This window comes from Phaeobacter sp. A36a-5a (assembly GCF_037911135.1).
Taxonomy (GTDB): Bacteria; Pseudomonadota; Alphaproteobacteria; order Rhodobacterales; family Rhodobacteraceae; genus Phaeobacter; species Phaeobacter bryozoorum.
In genome coordinates this window covers 430433-448033 of record NZ_JBBLYU010000002.1, presented here as the reverse complement: position 1 = coordinate 448033, position 17601 = coordinate 430433, and the positions used below count along the sequence as shown (strand labels likewise).

Below are 17601 nucleotides of genomic sequence, written 5' to 3'. Positions count from 1 at the left end.
GACACACCAATGCCCCACGCCGAAATCAAATACAGCAGCGATCTGGATCTCGACATCCCCGCGATCCTGGCAGAAATCGAACAGGTCATCCTATCCCACGACGATGGGGCCGGTGATTGCAAGGGACGCGGCTATCCGACCGACGCCTATCATCACAGCCATGTTGTGGTGAAGGTCTCCGTTCTGGTGAAACCCCATCGCGATGCCGCGTTTTCCAACAGGCTGCTTGCGGCGTTGAAAACCGCAATCACAGCACGAATCTCCACCCCCTGCGCCTTTTCTCTGGAGCTGGCCGACATGGGCCCTTTCTACACGACAGGACCGCATCACCCCTGACAGACTCGCGGATTCAGCCCGTCATGCCCTGCTGGAATCGCTCAATGGGCGGCGTGTCGGCCGTGCCTTGTTGCAGCAGGGCACCAGACGCAGGCGTGCAACCGCCAATAGCACGCGCCGCGGCAATTTTTTTCGCTAACACTTCCTTAACCAACCGCCGATCTAGTGGTCATCATTGCAGCGCACCACTAGATGTCGAAGAGCAAACTCTGAACTCGATTTTTCCTTAAAAACCGGGCTGTTTATTCCAAAGTGACCCTGTGCTACGCTTTTTTAATACAGGCAAAAACGTCAGTCGGAAAACCGGCGACAAGAGGCAAAAATGGCAGATATCGTGCAGGTCAGGCGGACTCCGCTGATCCGCGCTTTGCGGGTGTATTCCCGTTTGGGGCGTTGGGTTTTGGGACTGGTTATTTTCCTATCGATGGTCGCAACTGCGCCGCCCAGTGCGATGGCAGCCCCCTATGCCGCGATGGTCATCGACGCCCGGACGGGCGAAGTCCTGCACTCCCGAAATGCAGACACCCGGCTGCACCCGGCCTCGCTGACCAAGATGATGACGCTCTATATTGCGTTTGAAGCCATTCGCAACGGCGAGATTAGCATCGATACAGAGGTGAAGATCAGCCGTAACGCCGCATCCGAGCAACCATCGAAACTGGGTTTAAAGGCCGGACAGCGCATCGCCTTTCGCTACCTAATTCGGGCCGCTGCCGTAAAATCCGCCAATGATGCCGCCACTGCCATTGGCGAGACACTCGCCGGATCGGAAGCCGCCTTCGCGCGCCGCATGACCCGCACGGCCAAGGCGCTTGGGATGTCTCGCACCACCTTCAAAAACGCCCATGGCCTCACCCAGAACGGGCATCTGTCCACCGCGCGTGACATGACCACGCTCGGGCGGCATCTGCTCTATGATTATCCCGAGTATTACAATCTGTTCTCGCGCCGTTCGGCGGATGCCGGTGTGCGCAACGTGCCCAACACCAACCGTCGTCTTCTTGCGGCCTATCGCGGTGCCGACGGGATCAAGACCGGCTACACCCGGGCCGCAGGTTTCAATCTCGTCGCCTCCGCAGAACGTGGCAACGAACGGATCATTGCCACTGTTTTTGGCGGCAAATCATCAACCTCTCGTAATGCCAAAGTCGCCGAACTCCTCGATCTTGGGTTTCGCCGCGCGCCAAGCAGCGCCAAATTGCGGCGGCCGGCGCGCCCGCCCTATCAGGGCAATCGTGGTCTTGGCACCCAGCTGGCCAGCGCTGACGAACCCGCAGCCGACGGGGCGGCGGGCAAGACCATTCGCGTCTCGGGTCTGGTGAAAACCAGCCTGCGCCCCAGACGCCGTCCAGGCGCCGCGGAACCTGAGGCCGCATCAGTGCTGGCCGAGGCTCAGACCGAGGCTGAGACTGAGACGACCACCAGCGAAATCCCAGCAGCAGAGGCACCGCCGAAGCTGGATCGCGATGTTCTACAGGCCAGCATCACGGCGGCCATCGCCGAGGCAGAAATCGTAGCGGCCGTAGCCGAACAAACGGCTGCTCCGATTGCCAGGCCACGCCCCTTTGTAGGTCTGCGCCCCATGGCCCGTCCGGCACGGCTGGCCACGAACCAGACCGCAGCCGAGCCGGAACCGGTGGTTGTCACCCGGCTTTCAACCTCGGGCGGGCGCTACTGGGGTATCAACGTAGGCCGCTACGGCAGCCGCTATCAGGCCGAAAAAGTGCTGCTGCGCACGGCACTTGCCGAAATGGCAACCCTCGATGGCAGCCTGCGCAAAGTTGTTAAGACACCTCGTGGCTTTGATGCCAATTTTCTTGGCATGACCAAGGAGAGTGCGGCCCTCGCCTGCCGCCGCCTCTCTGCCCGCAACATCACCTGCGAAACGGTCGGCCCCTCCTGAAGCGGGCCACAAAGCCAATAAGAAAAGGCGCCAGAAGGCGCCTTTTCTTTTGCAGGTCCGTGCCATCACGCGAGCGTTCAATCACGGCTTGGGGTGATCATCCCATTCGTCGCTGAGAATCCTGCGCGCATCACCTTCTGGATCGTCATATTGGTTCGAGCGCACAGTATAGAGAAAACCGACAAGTCCCACGCCCCCCAGGAAAAGGGAGATCGGTATCAGATAGGTAAGTACGCTCATCTTGGCTCTCTTGAATTGGCCTGCCGGTCGCCTGCGGTCATCATCAGCGCAGGCGCAACGCGTTCAGGGATACTGTAATCGACGATGTCGACATCGCCAAGGCAGCCACAAGAGGGGTCGCAAGCCCTGCCACCGCCAAGGGAACCGCGATCACGTTGTAGAGTGTCGCAATGCGAAAGTTCTCGCGAATGCGTCGTGTTGCCTTCTGCGCGACATTGCAGGCCTCGGCTATGGGGGCCAGATCCTGTCCCAGCAGAACGATATCCGACGCAACCCGCGCTGCATCCAGCGCCGAAGCGGGCGAAATGGACACATGTGCTGTCGCCAACGCAGCAGTGTCATTCAAACCATCACCGACCATCAGCACCCGGTGGCCCGCGCTGGACAGGGCCGAGACCTGATCGCATTTATCCTGCGGCAAGGCGGAGGCCATCCAGTTCTGGATCCCGAGGCGGCCTGCAACTTCGCTCACCGCTCCTTCAGTGTCACCCGAAATCAGCCAGACGTCCTTCCCCGCCGCCTGCAACGCTTCTACTGCCGCAGCGGCGCCGGGACGCAGACTATCCGAAAACGTCAAAGCCTGTGGCGCACCATCACCGCGATCAAGATAGGCGGCGGTCTTCTGCCCCGGCGCCGCGCCGACCCATGCCGCGCGCCCCAGACGCACCCGCTGCCCCCCGTGCTGCCCCTCGGTGCCAAATCCCGGTATCTCTTCCTGCCTTGTCAGCAACGCAGGCTCAATCCCGGCCTGTTCCGCAGCACGGCAGATTGCAACCGACAGCGGATGATCAGACCCCTGTGCCAGCGCATAGGCTAACCGCTGATCTGGCAGAGACAGCTGGTCGAAGTCATCGCATTGAGGGTTGCCATTGGTCAGCGTGCCGGTCTTATCGAACACCACGATATCAACCTCAGCAAGACGTTCCAGCGCAGTTGCGTGTTTGATCAACATGCCTTTTTTGAACAGCCGCCCCGAGGCTGCAGTTGTCACCGCAGGGACCGCCAGCCCCAGCGCGCAGGGACAGGTGATGATAAGCACCGCAGCGGCAATATTCAGCGCCACTCGCATGTCGAAGGTAAAGAGATACCAGCCAAGGAAGGCCAGCGCGGACAGGATATGAACCCCGGGCGCATATAGCTTCGCCGCGCGATCCGCCAGCGAGGTATAGCGTGACCGCCCGGACTCTGCGATGGCGACCAGATCGGCAAGCTGATGCAGGGAACTCTCGGCCCCGACGGCGGTCGCGCGCACAATCAAGGGTCCGGTCAGATTGACCTCACCCGCCGAAACAAGGCTCCCAACTTCGGCAAAAACCGGCAGCGTTTCACCGGTCAGCAAAGAGCGATCCAGTTCCGACTGCCCGTCCAGGACGACACCATCCACAGGCATCCGACCGCCCGGGCGTACCAGAATACGATCGTCAATGGCCAGATCGGCAACGGCAACCTCCGCCGGTTGCCCGGCCTCATCCAGCCGCAGGGCACGCGGGACCTCCAGTGCCGCCAGTTCCTCGGCCGCAGAACGCGCCACGGCGCGGGTACGATGGTCCAGATAGCGACCGGCCAGCAGGAAGAACGTCAATGTCAGCGCCGCGTCGAAATAGGCGTGTTCACCAGAGAGCGAGGTCTCCCACAGAGAGGTCACCAGCGCCAGGACGATTGCCAGAACAATCGGCACATCCATATTGAGCCGCCCCACCCGCAAGGCCTGCCAGGCGTTGCGAAAAAAAGGCTGCCCGGCGAAGAGGATCGCCGGGAAGGTGATCGCCGCAGAGATCCAGTGGAACATGTCACGGGTTGCATCGCTTGCCCCTGACCAGACCGAGACCGACAGCAGCATCACATTCATCGACGCGAAGAAGGCCACCGCCAGACGCATCAGCAGCTCACGTCCCGCCCGATCGGTCTCGGTCGCGCCCAACGCCGACAGGTCAAGCTCGTGCGCCTCGAACCCAAGCTGTTCCAATACTGGCACCAGATCAAGCGCACGCACCTCGGGATCGGCCTCAATCAGCGCGCGTTTCAGAGTGAGATTGACCCGAGCGCTCCGCACGCCCGGCACCGCATTCAGACCCCGCTCCACCGTGGAGATGCAGGCCTGACAATGAATACTGGGCAGCGACAGGGCCAAACGTGCCTCGGTCGGCGCCTGCTCAACCGCGCCGTTTGGCGCTGCGACGCAGCCGGGGCATGCGGCCAGTTGGGGGCCAAAGGCGGTGCTCATGGCCAGTTACCGCGCCACATGCAGGATGACCCGCTGCGTGAATTCGGTGCCATCCTCGGCCCGGGCCACCATTCGGATGTTCCAATTGCCCGCGCTCAGCTGCGCAGCTGCGACATAGGCCGTACCGTCAAAGCGAAAATCAGGTGTCTGATCATCCTTCACATGGGTGGCACGGCCGAGTGTCGCTGCCAAATGTGCCACCTCAACCGGTGCGCCATTGGCATCGGTGATCTCCAGTTTCACCTGATCCCCGGCGGCCGAGGCATAGACTGACCAGCCCAGAGCCTGCTGCGCATCGCGACGGGCATCGAAGCTCTGGCTTGCGACATAGCTGTTCTTGACCTCCAGCCCGGGAAACGTCCGCACCGCATTGACCGCCAGTGCGATATTGACAGCGATGATCACGGTGAAGGCGCCGCCGAAGATCATAAGCGCGTGCCAGCCGGTGAACTGTCGTGTCGGCTTGCCCTCGGTCATTGGCTGCTCCCGTTCCCGTTAAAGCTGGTATCCTTATACGCACGTTCGCCATTGTCGATATCTGCAACCCAGATCCGCACCGGCGTGCTGCGCGCTGCGGCGGCATCGGCGGATTTCGGTGCCACGATATAAACGCGCTGAAGCAGGCTGGTATCGGCAGGCACCGTGACGATCGAGCCATCAATGCCTTCCAGCGTGAGCTGCATGCCAGGCGCTCCCTTGATCGAAAGTTCAAACGGGCGTGGCTCGCCAGTCTTGTTCCGCAACCGCACATCATAAGTGTTACGGATCGAGCCGTCCGAGAGCGTCACGAAGGTCGGGTTGCGCACCGGGGCCACCGTCAACTCGATGTCCGAACGGATGAACAGGGCAAACAGGAGCGCCAGACCAACGCCCCCCCAGAGTGCCGTATACATCAGCGTGCGCGGGCGCAGGATATGCTTCCAGATGTTCTTGGGCGGATGGCCTGCGCGCTCATTCGCCTCGTCACTGAGCGCCATATAATCGATCAGCCCGCGCGGCTTACCGATCCGTTCCATCACATCATCGCAGGCGTCTATGCAAAGCGCACAGGTGATACATTCCATCTGCTGACCATCGCGGATGTCGATCCCCATCGGGCAGACGTTGACGCAGGCCATACAGTCGATGCAATCGCCGTGGACCAGCCCCGGCTCATCGGTCTTGCGCGGTTTGCCGCGCGGCTCTCCCCGCCACTCGCGGTAGCCGACGGTCAGCGTATCCTCGTCCATCATCGCCGCCTGAATGCGTGGCCAGGGGCAGGCGTAGATACAGATCTGCTCACGCGCAAAACCACCGAAGAGGAAAGTGGTCCCGGTCAGGATGGCAATAGTGGTATAAGCGACCGGGTGGGCATTCCCGGTGACAAGATCATGCAGCAGTGTCGGTGCATCTGCAAAATAGAAGACCCAGGCCCCCCCGGTTGCGAGACCAATCAACAGCCAGAGCACCCACTTGGTGATCCGCAGACGCGCCTTGCGAAAATCCAGCTTCTGTTGGCGGTGCAGGCGAAGGCGCGCGTTCCGATCCCCCTCGACCCAGCGCTCGACCAGGATGAACAGATCCGTCCAGACCGTCTGCGGGCAGGCATAGCCGCACCAGACACGCCCCAGCGCCGAGGTGAACAGAAACAGCCCCAGCCCTGCCATGATCAGCAAGCCCGCAACGAAATAGAACTCATGCGGCCAGATTTCGATCCAGAAGAAGTAAAACCGCCGATTGGCCAGGTCCAGCAACACCGCCTGATCAGGCAGCGCCGGACCACGGTCCCAGCGGATCCATGGCGTCAGGTAGTAGATCCCCAGCGTTACCGCCATGATATACCACTTCAGGTTACGAAAGGCGCCGGACACGCGGCGGGGGAATATCGGCTCTCGGGCGGCATATAGGCTGGGGGCGGGATCGGAATCGCTCACGGACTCACTCCAAATCTTGCATTGTTGTAGCGGTTGTCCCAGATGCGCCCCGGACGAACCTTGACGTGGATCAAACGCGTATGCGGAACACATCTTTGCCGTCGCGACGACATCGTCAACCGGGCGCGGCATTCCGTCCGAAACCACGGCGCGCCCAATAAATCCATAGAGTAGAGGCCTTTGCGCTCCTCTCCCCGCGGTCGGCCGCGTCGCCACGTCGCAGATGTGACACCAGGGCGCAGCCTCTAGATGTCACCGGTCCCGCGCTCCGGGAACAAGCCTAGCGTGATTGTGGCCAGCGGGATAGAACCCAATCGGCTGAGCAACCGGCACCGCACATGGAGATGAACGCTTAGGATAGCGAGAGCGTCGGCTTTTCAGGAAACGCGCGAACAGATCGAAAAGCCGACGCTGGGTCCGTTTCCCTGCAAGACAGGTGGCGGACTGGACGGCCACCGGCGCTGGAAAGGGCACATCGGTGGCACTGTCTGATGAGGCAAGACTATCCGGCCTCCCGTCCATTGTATTTGACCGGGATCAAAGACCGGCCAAAATCTACTCTCCCTCTGTTGAATACGGGCCGGTGTCCGCGGTAAGAAGCGGACTGGAGAACTGCGGCTCCAATGTACTGCTCCCACCTGGCAGTACCGGCACCTGCCCGCGACGGATCCCGGCGACCCGATGGTTCATCCAATGACGAATGGCATTCCGATAGAGCCAACCGCGTATGCCGCGCAGGTCCTGCCGGTGGCGGGCGTAGAAGGCATCCGGGCTATCGAACACACCAAGATCTGCATTGATCCCGGTTTTCTGAATATAGGTGTCGCGCCCTTGCCATGCGACCATCGGCGCTTGCAGGCAATCGGTGCCAGCGCCATAGCCACATAGCGTGTCGCGCCCCGGAAATGCCGCCTGCAAAGCCCCGAGCACGCCCTGATCCAGGATGAAACCCTCCAGGTTGATCCATTGGCCGTCCAACTGAACCTCAACCCAGGAATGCAGGATATTGCGCGGAGCCATCCAATACACCAGTTCGGGTACAACACCGCGCTGAAGGCTCTTATCAATGGTGAAGCCATGCAGACGGCACGGAATGCCAAGAGCCCGCAGCAGCGCCATCAGCAGGGTTGCCTTGGTATTGCATTGGCCGTAGCCGTCCGCCAGAACCTGCGATGCCGTCCGCGTATCAGCGATGTTATAGCCAAAGAGGATATCATTGCGGACGTAGGTATAGGCGGCGCCGATCCGGTCAGCGGGTACGAGCTGCTGCCAGCCACGCGCTGAAATCAAAGCAGAAATTGCTGGCGCGGTGATATCCAGCATAGAGGTTGCGGTAAGGAAGCGAGTATCTGACATGGGGTCACCTATCTGGTTGCCCCACCCTGCTAAACCCTACAGCAACTGTAGCTTCAAGCAAAAAAATCCGCCACAATTCACCTTATCAAAACGCAGATGGGGCCGCCCGAAGGCAGCCCCAGAGATCATGTCCAGCGACACGAAACAGGCAGAGCTATTCGCCGCCACCCAACTGGTGCACATAAGCCGAAACCGCGCGGATCTGCGCCTCGGTCAGACGCGTGTTCCAGTTTGGCATGACCCCGTAACGTGAATTGTGGACGGTCTCTGTCAGGGTTGCGTAATCCCCGCCATAGAGCCAGATGGCATCGGCCAGGTTCGGAGCGCCCTGCGAACGGTCACCGGTACCGTCGTCCATGTGGCAGGAGGCGCAATTGTCGGCAAAGACCACCGCACCCGCCTCCACCTTCGTCGCATCCTGAGGATCGCCCGAAAGCGACATCACGAAGTTCACGACCTGATCAATCTCTTCCTTCTCCAGCAACTCATCGCGACCAAAGGCCGGCATCTCCGAATAACGCGCCTCGTCGCTTTCTTCGTTGCGGATCCCATGGGCGATCGTCGCGTGGATATCCTCGATCGATCCGCCCCAAAGCCAATCGTCATCCAACAGGTTCGGATACCCTTTGGCCCCGGCGGCACCGGCACCGTGACACTGGGCGCACCAGGTCTTGAACACCGCAGAACCAGCCGAGACCGCATAGCCGTTCAGCTCGGGATCGGTGGAAATCGACGCAAGCTCAATCTCCTCAAGGCGGCTGTTGATCGGGGCATTCGCCTCGTTCACCGCGGCGATTTCTTCTGCCACCAGCGCCCGCGAGTTCCAGCCCAACACACCGGCAGTCGCAGACTGGATGCCCGGCCAGGCCGGATAGGCGATGGTATAGCCAATGCCCCAGATAATGGTCGCGTAAAAGGTCCAGAGCCACCAACGTGGCATCGGGTTATCGAACTCCTCGATCCCGTCCCAGCTGTGGCCGGTGGTATTCGGATCGTCCTCGAACTTCTTCACTTTCTTGCTCATGACCGCGCCTCCTTGGCTTTACCCATTTCTGGGGCGGGTTTGTCTTCATGCCGGAAGGGGATGTTGGCGGTGTCCTTGTAGACCTTGCTGCTGCCGGGGCGGAACGCCCAGATCACAACAGCCAGGAAAAACACGAACAGAAAGAGCAACATCCAGCTGTCCGCAAATTCCCGAAGCAGAGTGTAGATATCCATGCCTGCCTCCAATCAGCGGTTGGCTGCGGGGGTGAAGGTCGAGAAATCAACCAAAGTCCCCAGCATTTGCAGATAAGCGATCAGCGCGTCGGCCTCGGAGATCCCCGGCTGACCGTCGAAATTGCGTACGCTGACCTTCTCGCCATAGCGCTCCAGAAGCCCGTCATAATCGGCGTCGGGATTGCTCTGGGCGCGGAAGTCGGCCTCTGCATTTTCCAGCATCTCGTCGGAATAGGGCACACCGACAAAAGCGTTCGCCGCCATCACATCGCCGATGTATTCGCCGTCAATCCGGTTGTTCTCAAGGAAGCCATATTTGGGCATCACCGATTCCGGGACAACCGACTGCGGGTCGCGCAGGTGATCCACGTGCCATTCGTCAGAATAGCGGCCACCCACACGGGCCAGATCCGGGCCGGTCCGTTTGGACCCCCACTGGAAGGGATGGTCATACATCGACTCCGCTGCCAGCGAATAAGGACCGTAACGTTCCACTTCGTCCCGCATGGGGCGGATCATCTGGCTGTGGCAGACATAGCAGCCTTCGCGGATGTAGATGTCACGCCCGGCCAGCTCCAGCGGGGTGTAGGGGCGCATGCCTTCCACCTCTTCGATGGTGTTTTCCAGCCAGAACAGCGGTGCGATCTGGACCAGCCCACCGATGGTGACAACCAGAAAGCTGCACACCAGAAGGAGGGTCGCATTGGTCTCGAGGATTTTATGTTTGTCGAGAATTGCCATTGTCCGGCCCTCCTTATTCAGCCGGAACCGCAACGGTCAGGCTGGCCTCTTTGGCCGGCGCCCGTCGTACGGTCATCCAGAGATTGTAGCACATGATCAGAGCACCAGCGAGGAACAGGACCCCGCCGAGGGCGCGCACCACATACATCGGGAACTTTGCGGCCACGGTGTCGGCAAAGGAGTTCACAAGGAACCCGTTGGCATCCACTTCACGCCACATCAGGCCTTCCATAATGCCGGTCACCCACATCGACGCCGCGTAGAGAATGATGCCGATTGTCGCCAGCCAGAAGTGCCAGGACACCAGGCTGAGCGAATAGAGGCGCTCTCGTTTCCACAGAACCGGCACCAAGAAGTAGAGGGCACCAAAGGTGATCATGCCGTTCCAGCCAAGCGCACCGGAGTGAACGTGACCAATGGTCCAGTCGGTGTAATGCGACAGCGAGTTCACCGCGCGGATCGACATCATCGGACCTTCAAAGGTGGACATGCCATAAAAGCCGATCGAGATCACCATCATACGGATCACCGGGTCGGTGCGCAGCTTGTCCCAGGCACCCGACAGTGTCATCAGGCCGTTGATCATGCCGCCCCAGCTGGGCATCCACAGCACGATGGAGAACACCATGCCAAGGGTCGACGCCCAATCCGGCAGCGCGGTGTAATGCAGATGGTGGGGACCCGCCCAGATATAAAGGAAGATCAACGCCCAGAAGTGGATGATCGACAGCTTGTATGAAAACACCGGTCGTTCCGCCTGCTTGGGCACAAAATAATACATCATGCCAAGGAACCCCGCAGTCAGGAAAAATCCGACGGCATTGTGGCCATACCACCACTGCACCATCGCATCCTGCACACCGGACCAAAGGATCACGGATTTGGATCCCCAGATGCTGACCGGAATGGTCATGTTGTTGACCAGATGCAGCATCGCCACGGTGACGATAAAGGCGAGGTAGAACCAGTTGGCCACATAGATATGCGGCTCCTTGCGCTTGATAACGGTGCCCAGGAACACCGCGAGATAGGCAACCCAGACGATGGTCAGCCACAGGTCAACGTGCCACTCCGGCTCGGCATATTCCTTCGACTGGGTCGAGCCGAAGAGATATCCGGTCGCCGCCAGCACGATGAAGAGCTGATAGCCCCAGAACACAAACCACGCCAGATTGCCCCCCCAGAGACGGGCGGCGGAGGTGCGCTGCACCACATAAAAAGATGTCGCAATCAGCGCGTTACCGCCAAAGGCGAAAATCACCGCCGAGGTATGCAATGGACGGAGCCGCCCAAAGTTCGCCAGCCCCTGCGCCCATTCGAAGTTCAGGACCGGAAAGGCCAGCTGGAAGGCGATGAACACCCCGACCAGAAACCCGACCACACCCCAAAACGCGGTTGCGACCACACCGGCGCGTACAACACTGTCAAAGTACTCGCCCTGTAACGATCCCGTTGCAGTCACAGGCTCATCGGTGTGTTGTAGGGTGTATAGAAACAGCCCGCCAGCCACGATCATGATGATGATCGCATGAACCTGATAGGCCAAATCCCGCGCGTAATTGGTCGCGATCATCGCAAAGAGCGTGACCAAACCAAGCGCGATCAGCTTGATATAATTAGACATCTTGCGTCCCTTTTCCTTGCCCGACACGATTCTCTGGGTCGCGTCAGACAGATTTTTTCTGAGCCTTAAATGCAAAACTGCGCCGGACAACGCCTTGATCTGTATCAAGACGGTTTGCCGCAGAATGTGAGAAGCACTTTCACAATGGCGCAACACGCGGCACAACCACAAGTTTGTTGCGGTCGCTCATACTCATGTGAGGTTAATATGTCCTACAAAACACTACTGACTGTGCTGACCACACCCGCAAACACCGGAGCCCAGCTGGAGCAATCCATCTCGCTGACCCGCCTGAGCGACGGCCATCTGGATGCCCTGTGCCTGGGGGTGGATCGCACCCAGACCGGGTACTACTACGCCGGTGCCAACGCGATGGTACTGCAGGAGACCCTTGCCCGCGCCAAAGAGGAGGTCGCCGAGATCGAAACCGCCGCCACCGAGCGGCTGACGCGATCCGCCGTGACTTTCAATGTCGAGACCGGTGTCGCGCAAATGGCCGATATCGGCCGTCATGTTGCACGAATGGCGCGGTTCTCTGATCTTGTCGTGTTGGGCCAGCCCTATGGCAAGGATCGCCCCGCCGAAGCGGAGGCCATCGTCGAGGCCGCCCTATTCGAAGGCCGCGCGCCGGTACTGGTGGTTCCAGATGACTGCCCACTGCCCGACCAACCCAAAACCGTTCTGGTTGCCTGGAACGAAAGCATCGAAGCGATGACCGCCATTCGCAAGGCGCTGCCGATGCTTCAGGCAGCGGATGTGGTGCGTGTGGTGGTGATTGACCCGCCGCAGCACGGCCCAGAACGTTCCGATCCAGGTGGAATGCTCTGCCAGATGCTGTCACGCCACGGGGTCAAATGTGAGATCGACGTACTGAGCAAAACAATGACCCGGGTCTCCGATGTGCTGAACCGCCACGCCGTGGATACGGCTGCCGATCTGATCGTAATGGGCGCCTACGGCCATTCCCGGTTCCGCGAGGCAATCCTGGGCGGTGCGACCCGCAACATGCTTGAGAAGGCCAAAGTCCCGGTTCTGATGGCGCATTAGCCGCGGTCCAAAAAAGAAGGGGCTGCGGTTGCTGGCCCCTTGCTCATGCGCTCTATCGGAAAGTCAGATCAGGCAGCCCCCGTCGCTGTCGTCGCCAGCTTCTTCCATCAGGCGGCCCATGTCGGGCACGGTCACATGCCGTTTGCCTTCCAGTTCAATGACACCATCCCTACGCAGGGCTGAGACCTGTCGGCTGACTGTCTCCAGCGTCAGCCCCAGATAGTCAGCCATTGCTTCCCGGGTGAGCGGCAGATCGAATACCCGCCGATTGCTGTCCTTGTGGCGCTGTAGGGACGCATCGCGCCGGGCCAGAATGGACAGAAGGCTGGCGATTTTTTCGCGCGCTGTCTTGCGTCCCAGAACCAGCATCCATTCCCGCGCCGCGTCCAGTTCGTCCAGCGTCATCTCAAGCAACCGATGCGCCACATGCGGCGTCTGGGACATCATGTCCTCAAACGGTTTCTTGCGAAAACAGCACATGACCACCGTGGATGTCGCTACGACATTATAGGCAGCCGTATCGCGCCCCGGTCGCCCGACAAAATCGCTGGGCAAGAGCAGGCCGACCATCTGGGTGCGGCCATCTTCCATCGTCTGCGTCAGGGTCGCAATGCCGGACACAACCGACCCTACGAAATCCATCCGGTCGCCGGACCAGGTGATCGGCTGACCGGCCTCATATGTGCGGTAGTATTTGATCGAATCCAGGACTTCCAATTCATCCGCATCACAGCGCGCACAAACAGCGCGGTGACGAATGGGGCAATCGCCGCAGTTCACATTGTGAATGGTAGGAGCGTTCATGATTGATCCGATTTGATCTGCGCCAAGGCCAAAGCCAACCTGCAACCACCAACTTAAACATGTGCCGCGCAAATCACAATTGGCGACGCCGCGTTTGTTGACATGATGTGCCAACCCACCGGACGGCTGCCCCACCACATAACCCGTGCAGGGCAGTCTTGTTAGCTATCTCAGCAGGTTAGGCGCCGGCGACAGCCTCAGCCGTTTTAGGAACCTGGATCGGCCGAACGGTCGCGACACCCATACCATCGGAGCCAAAGCTCAGGATCCGGCCAATCCGCAGAAACACGCCGTCATCCAGCCGCAGCAAGTAACTGTCGCGTATAAGGATCCGACGGGTTGGCAAAGAGTTCCGCAGCGGATCCCGCCTCCACCACATCGCCCTGCTTCATCACGATCATCTTGTGCGACATCGCGCGCACGACGTTCAGGTCATGGGAGATGAACAGATAGGCCAGCCCGTAGCGCTTTTGCAGGTCGCGCAGCAGGTTGACGATCTGAACCTGTACCGTCATGTCCAGCGCCGATGTGGGTTCGTCCAGCACGACCAGTTTCGGCCGCAGCACCATGGCTCGCGCAATGGCGATCCGCTGCCGCTGGCCGCCGGAAAACTCATGCGGATAACGATCCATAAAGGCCGGATCGAGACCAACCTCCGTCATGACCTCAGCCACCAGATCCCGAGGATCCCGATCCTGATCGACATTGTGGATGGCCAGACCTTCGGCAATGATCTGCGCGCAGGTCATACGCGGGCTGAGCGAGCCAAAAGGATCCTGAAACACGATCTGCATATCGGCACGCAGCCGCCGCAGATCCCTCGTAGACCACTGGCGCAGATCCTGTCCCTGGAACTCCACACGCCCGTCCGACGCAATCAGCCGCATGATGGCAAGAGCCAGCGTTGTCTTGCCGCTGCCGCTTTCGCCGACGATGCCCAGCGTTTCGCCCGCCCGCACCGAAAGCGATGTCGGGTTCACAGCCTTCACATGGCCGACGGTACGTTTCAGCAAGCCTTTTTGGATCGGGAACCAGACCTTCAGATCCTCGGTCCGAACCAACTCTTCAGCAGCCTGAGGCACCGGCTCCGGCTGGCCTGTGGGTTCGGCATCCAGCAGTTTGCGGGTATAGGGATGCTGCGGATTGGCGAAAATCTCAGCTGTCGGTCCGGTCTCGACAATTACTCCGGCCTGCATGACACAGACACGATCCGCGATCCGGCGCACAATGCTCAGGTCGTGGGTAATGAACAGCAGCCCCATGCCCTCGCTGGCCTTCAGGTCCGCGAGCAGTTCAAGGATCTGGGCTTGGATCGTGACATCCAGTGCGGTGGTGGGTTCATCCGCGATCAGGATATCGGGCTGGTTGGCCAAGGCCATCGCGATCATCACCCGCTGGCGCTGACCACCCGACAATTGATGCGGATAAGCATCGAGACGGGTTTCAGCGTCGCGGATACCAACCCGGTTCAGCAGGTCCAAAATCCGGTTCCGCGCCGCAGCGCCCGCCAGCCCCTGATGCAGTGCCAGCGACTCGGCCAGCTGTTTCTCGATCGTGTGCAGCGGGTTGAGCGAGGTCATCGGCTCCTGAAAGATGAAGCTGATATCGTTGCCGCGCACCTGCCGAAGGCGGCGGTCACTGGCGCCGACCATTTCCTGTCCGTCGTAGGTGACAGACCCGCTGACAGTGGCGCTGTCCCCCAGCAATGACACGGTGGACAGCGCAGTCACCGACTTCCCGGACCCGCTCTCCCCCACCAGCGCGACTGTTTCGCCGCGACCAACAGAGAAGGACACACCGCGCACGGCCTCGGTCACCTTTCCATCCTGGCGGAAAGACACGCGCAGGTTCTCGACGTTTAATAGCGGCGCAGTTTGATCGCGTGTTGTCATCGGATTGCCCATGGGTTGGAGCATTTGCGGGTCGCACCATCGCACGGCGGCGAACAGGAGGCCGCGACGCCTCTATTCTGCGGATTAGAGCCTGAACCGGTCATGAGAAGGTCTTTCTCGGGTCAAAGGCATCGCGCACCCCTTCAAAGATGAAGACCAGCAGTGACAGCATGATGGCAAAGGTGAAAAACGCGGTGAAAGCAAGCCAGGGCGCCTCCAGGTTCTGTTTTGCCTGCAAGGTCAGCTCGCCCAGCGAGGGCGCCGAGGACGGCAGGCCAAAGCCGAGGAAGTCCAGCCCTGCAAGCGTGCCAATTGTGCCCGTCACGATGAAAGGCAGAAACGTCAGCGTCGCCACCATCGCATTGGGCAGCATATGGCGGAACATGATGGTCATATTCCCGACCCCGAGCGCCTTGGCAGCGCGGACGTATTCCAGATTTCGCGCGCGCAGGAACTCGGCCCGCACCACGCTCACAAGGGCGGTCCAGCTGAACAGGATCATCAACACCACCAACAGCCAGAAGCTGCGCCCAAGGATCGCAAACATGATGATGATGACATAGAGCTGCGGGATGGATCCCCAGATCTCGATCACGCGCTGAAAGATCAGGTCCAGCCACCCGCCAAAGAACCCCTGAACCGCACCCGCAGCAATACCGACCAATGTTGCTGCACCGGTGACCATCAGGGTAAACAGGATCGACAGACGGAAACCATGAATGACCCGCGCCAGCACATCCCGTTTGGTGTCATCGGTGCCCAGCAGGTTCTCTCCATTCGGTGGCAGCGGTGCCGCACCGGGCCGGTCGACCGTGGTGTTAAACGAATAGGGAATCAACGGCCAGATGGCCCATCCTTCTACGAACCCGTCTGCTGAAAATGTACCGGCCTCGATCTCTTCCAGAATAGTTTCGGGGTCGTCAAAGCAGTCTTCGATCCCGCCGGAGGCAATCAGACACCGAACCTCAGGGTCGCGATACGCCGCCTCGGTCTGGAAATCGCCACCAAAGACTGTCTCCGGGTAGAAATTGAACACCGGGGTAAAATATGAACCACGGTAGTTGACCAGCATCGGTTTGTCGTTGGCGATGAACTCGGCAAAGAGCGAAATGCCAAACAGGACCGAGAAGATCCACAGCGACCAGAAAGCCCGGCGATTGCGGCAGAAATTGTTCCAGCGGCGCTGGTTGAGCGGAGACAAAGCCATCTGTCAGCCCTCTCTCTTTTCAAAGTCGATACGCGGATCGACGATCACATACATGAGGTCGGAGATAATGCCGACAACAAGGCTCATCAAACCAAAGATGAACAGCGTGCCAAAGATCACCGGATAGTCGCGCGCCACGGCCGCCTCGAACCCCAGCCGCCCCAGACCATCGAGCGAGAAGATCGTTTCGATGATCAGGCTGCCGGAGAAGAACACACCGATGAAGACTGCCGGAAAACCCGCGATCACGATCAGCATCGCATTGCGGAAGACATGGCCGTAGAGCACGCGCCGCTCGCTCAGCCCCTTGGCCCGCGCCGTCATGACATATTGCTTCTTGATCTCATCCAGAAAGGAGTTCTTCGTCAGCAGCGTCAGCGTGGCGAAGGCGGATATGGTCGAGGCGACTACCGGCAGCGTGATGTGCCAGAAATAATCCGCCACCTTGCCAAACAGGCTGAGACTCTCCCAATTGTCGGAGGTCAGCCCCCGCAGTGGAAAGATCTGCCAGTAAGAGCCGCCGGCAAACAGCACCAGCAGCAGAATCGCAAACAGAAAGCCGGGGATCGCATAGGCTGCGATGATCAGACCGCTGGTCCAGGTGTCAAACCGGCTGCCATCGCGCAACGCCTTGCGGATGCCCAGCGGGATCGAAATCAGATAGGCTATCAGCGTCGACCAGAGCCCCAGGGAGATCGACACCGGCATTTTCTCCAGCACCAGATCCATCACATCAATCTTGCGAAAGTAGCTCTCCCCAAAGTCAAAGCGCATGTAGTTGCCGACCATCAGGAGGAACCGCTCCAACGGCGGCTTGTCCAGGCCATACTGCCGTTCCAGCTCTGCGATCAGCTCCGGCGGCAGCCCCTGTCGGCCAGCGTAGTTGTCATTGGCGGCAACGGCCTCACTGCCCGCATCCCCGCCGCCCCCGGCGAAGCCTTCAAAGACGTCACCGCCGCCTTCCAGCTGAGCGATCATCTGCTCAACCGGCCCCCCCGGCACAAATTGCACCAGAGCAAAATTGATGACGAGGATCCCGAACAGGGTCGGGATCACCAGAAGAAAACGTCTAAGGATATAGGCTGCCATGTCAGGC

General features: G+C 60.0%; 16 protein-coding genes. 3 read left to right on the top strand and 13 right to left on the bottom strand.

The genetic code is table 11. The features are described from left to right. Window positions 1–9: 9 nt before the first annotated feature. Window positions 10–336 carry a hypothetical protein gene (locus WLQ66_RS12795; RefSeq protein WP_340546726.1) on the top strand — a complete coding sequence of 109 codons (327 nt, stop codon included), beginning with the start codon at window positions 10–12 and terminating at the stop codon, window positions 334–336. Window positions 337–658: 322 nt separating this feature from the next. After that, window positions 659–2239 carry a D-alanyl-D-alanine carboxypeptidase family protein gene (locus WLQ66_RS12790; protein ID WP_340546725.1) on the top strand — a complete coding sequence of 527 codons (1581 nt, stop codon included), beginning with the start codon at window positions 659–661 and terminating at the stop codon, window positions 2237–2239. A gap of 81 nt (window positions 2240–2320) precedes the next feature. On the opposite strand, the gene ccoS is transcribed toward WLQ66_RS12790, so the two are convergent. The 9 genes from ccoS to ccoN form a co-directional block, all read right to left on the bottom strand. Next, the gene (gene ccoS, locus WLQ66_RS12785) at window positions 2321–2479 is read right to left on the bottom strand and encodes a cbb3-type cytochrome oxidase assembly protein CcoS (RefSeq protein WP_024095921.1); all 159 of its coding nucleotides are present in this window, start codon (window positions 2477–2479) and stop codon (window positions 2321–2323) included. A 43-nt stretch (window positions 2480–2522) separates the two neighbouring features. Continuing rightward, entirely contained in the window at window positions 2523–4703 is a 2181-nt protein-coding gene (locus WLQ66_RS12780) for a heavy metal translocating P-type ATPase (protein ID WP_340546724.1), read from the bottom strand. Between the two features lie 6 nt (window positions 4704–4709). Then, complete coding sequence (locus WLQ66_RS12775) at window positions 4710–5180, bottom strand: FixH family protein (protein WP_340546723.1); 471 nt, start codon at window positions 5178–5180, stop codon at window positions 4710–4712. Then, the gene (gene ccoG, locus WLQ66_RS12770; protein ID WP_340546722.1) at window positions 5177–6616 is read right to left on the bottom strand and encodes a cytochrome c oxidase accessory protein CcoG; all 1440 of its coding nucleotides are present in this window, start codon (window positions 6614–6616) and stop codon (window positions 5177–5179) included. The genes WLQ66_RS12775 and ccoG overlap by 4 nt, the downstream gene beginning before the upstream one ends. 555 nt (window positions 6617–7171) lie before the next feature. Next, window positions 7172–7972, bottom strand: coding sequence for a transglutaminase-like domain-containing protein (locus tag WLQ66_RS12765; RefSeq protein ID WP_340546721.1), 801 nt, complete (start codon window positions 7970–7972; stop codon window positions 7172–7174). Window positions 7973–8126: 154 nt separating this feature from the next. After that, window positions 8127–8996 (bottom strand): cytochrome-c oxidase, cbb3-type subunit III, encoded by an 870-nt coding sequence (ccoP, locus tag WLQ66_RS12760; protein WP_340546720.1) that lies wholly within the window; start codon window positions 8994–8996, stop codon window positions 8127–8129. After that, window positions 8993–9190 carry a cbb3-type cytochrome c oxidase subunit 3 gene (locus WLQ66_RS12755; RefSeq protein ID WP_340546719.1) on the bottom strand — a complete coding sequence of 66 codons (198 nt, stop codon included), beginning with the start codon at window positions 9188–9190 and terminating at the stop codon, window positions 8993–8995. The genes ccoP and WLQ66_RS12755 overlap by 4 nt, the downstream gene beginning before the upstream one ends. Before the next feature lie 12 nt (window positions 9191–9202). Further along, the gene (ccoO, locus tag WLQ66_RS12750) at window positions 9203–9931 is read right to left on the bottom strand and encodes a cytochrome-c oxidase, cbb3-type subunit II (RefSeq protein ID WP_340546718.1); all 729 of its coding nucleotides are present in this window, start codon (window positions 9929–9931) and stop codon (window positions 9203–9205) included. A 13-nt stretch (window positions 9932–9944) separates the two neighbouring features. After that, window positions 9945–11555 carry a cytochrome-c oxidase, cbb3-type subunit I gene (gene ccoN / locus WLQ66_RS12745; protein ID WP_340546717.1) on the bottom strand — a complete coding sequence of 537 codons (1611 nt, stop codon included), beginning with the start codon at window positions 11553–11555 and terminating at the stop codon, window positions 9945–9947. A 207-nt stretch (window positions 11556–11762) separates the two neighbouring features. On the opposite strand from ccoN, the gene WLQ66_RS12740 reads away from it, so the two are divergent. Next, complete coding sequence (locus WLQ66_RS12740) at window positions 11763–12602, top strand: universal stress protein (protein ID WP_340546716.1); 840 nt, start codon at window positions 11763–11765, stop codon at window positions 12600–12602. A 63-nt stretch (window positions 12603–12665) separates the two neighbouring features. Here the strand turns inward: WLQ66_RS12740 and fnrL are convergent, their stop codons facing one another. The 4 genes from fnrL to WLQ66_RS12720 form a co-directional block, all read right to left on the bottom strand. Next, window positions 12666–13406 (bottom strand): transcriptional regulator FnrL, encoded by a 741-nt coding sequence (fnrL, locus tag WLQ66_RS12735; RefSeq protein ID WP_340546715.1) that lies wholly within the window; start codon window positions 13404–13406, stop codon window positions 12666–12668. A gap of 293 nt (window positions 13407–13699) precedes the next feature. Next, on the bottom strand, window positions 13700–15310 hold the full coding sequence (locus tag WLQ66_RS12730) for an ABC transporter ATP-binding protein (RefSeq protein ID WP_340546845.1): 1611 nt from the start codon (window positions 15308–15310) through the stop codon (window positions 13700–13702). Window positions 15311–15398: 88 nt separating this feature from the next. Further along, window positions 15399–16505, bottom strand: a complete 1107-nt coding sequence (locus WLQ66_RS12725) for an ABC transporter permease (RefSeq protein WP_340546714.1) — start codon at window positions 16503–16505, stop codon at window positions 15399–15401. A 3-nt stretch (window positions 16506–16508) separates the two neighbouring features. Continuing rightward, window positions 16509–17594 (bottom strand): microcin C ABC transporter permease YejB, encoded by a 1086-nt coding sequence (locus tag WLQ66_RS12720; protein WP_340546713.1) that lies wholly within the window; start codon window positions 17592–17594, stop codon window positions 16509–16511. Window positions 17595–17601 lie beyond the last annotated feature (7 nt).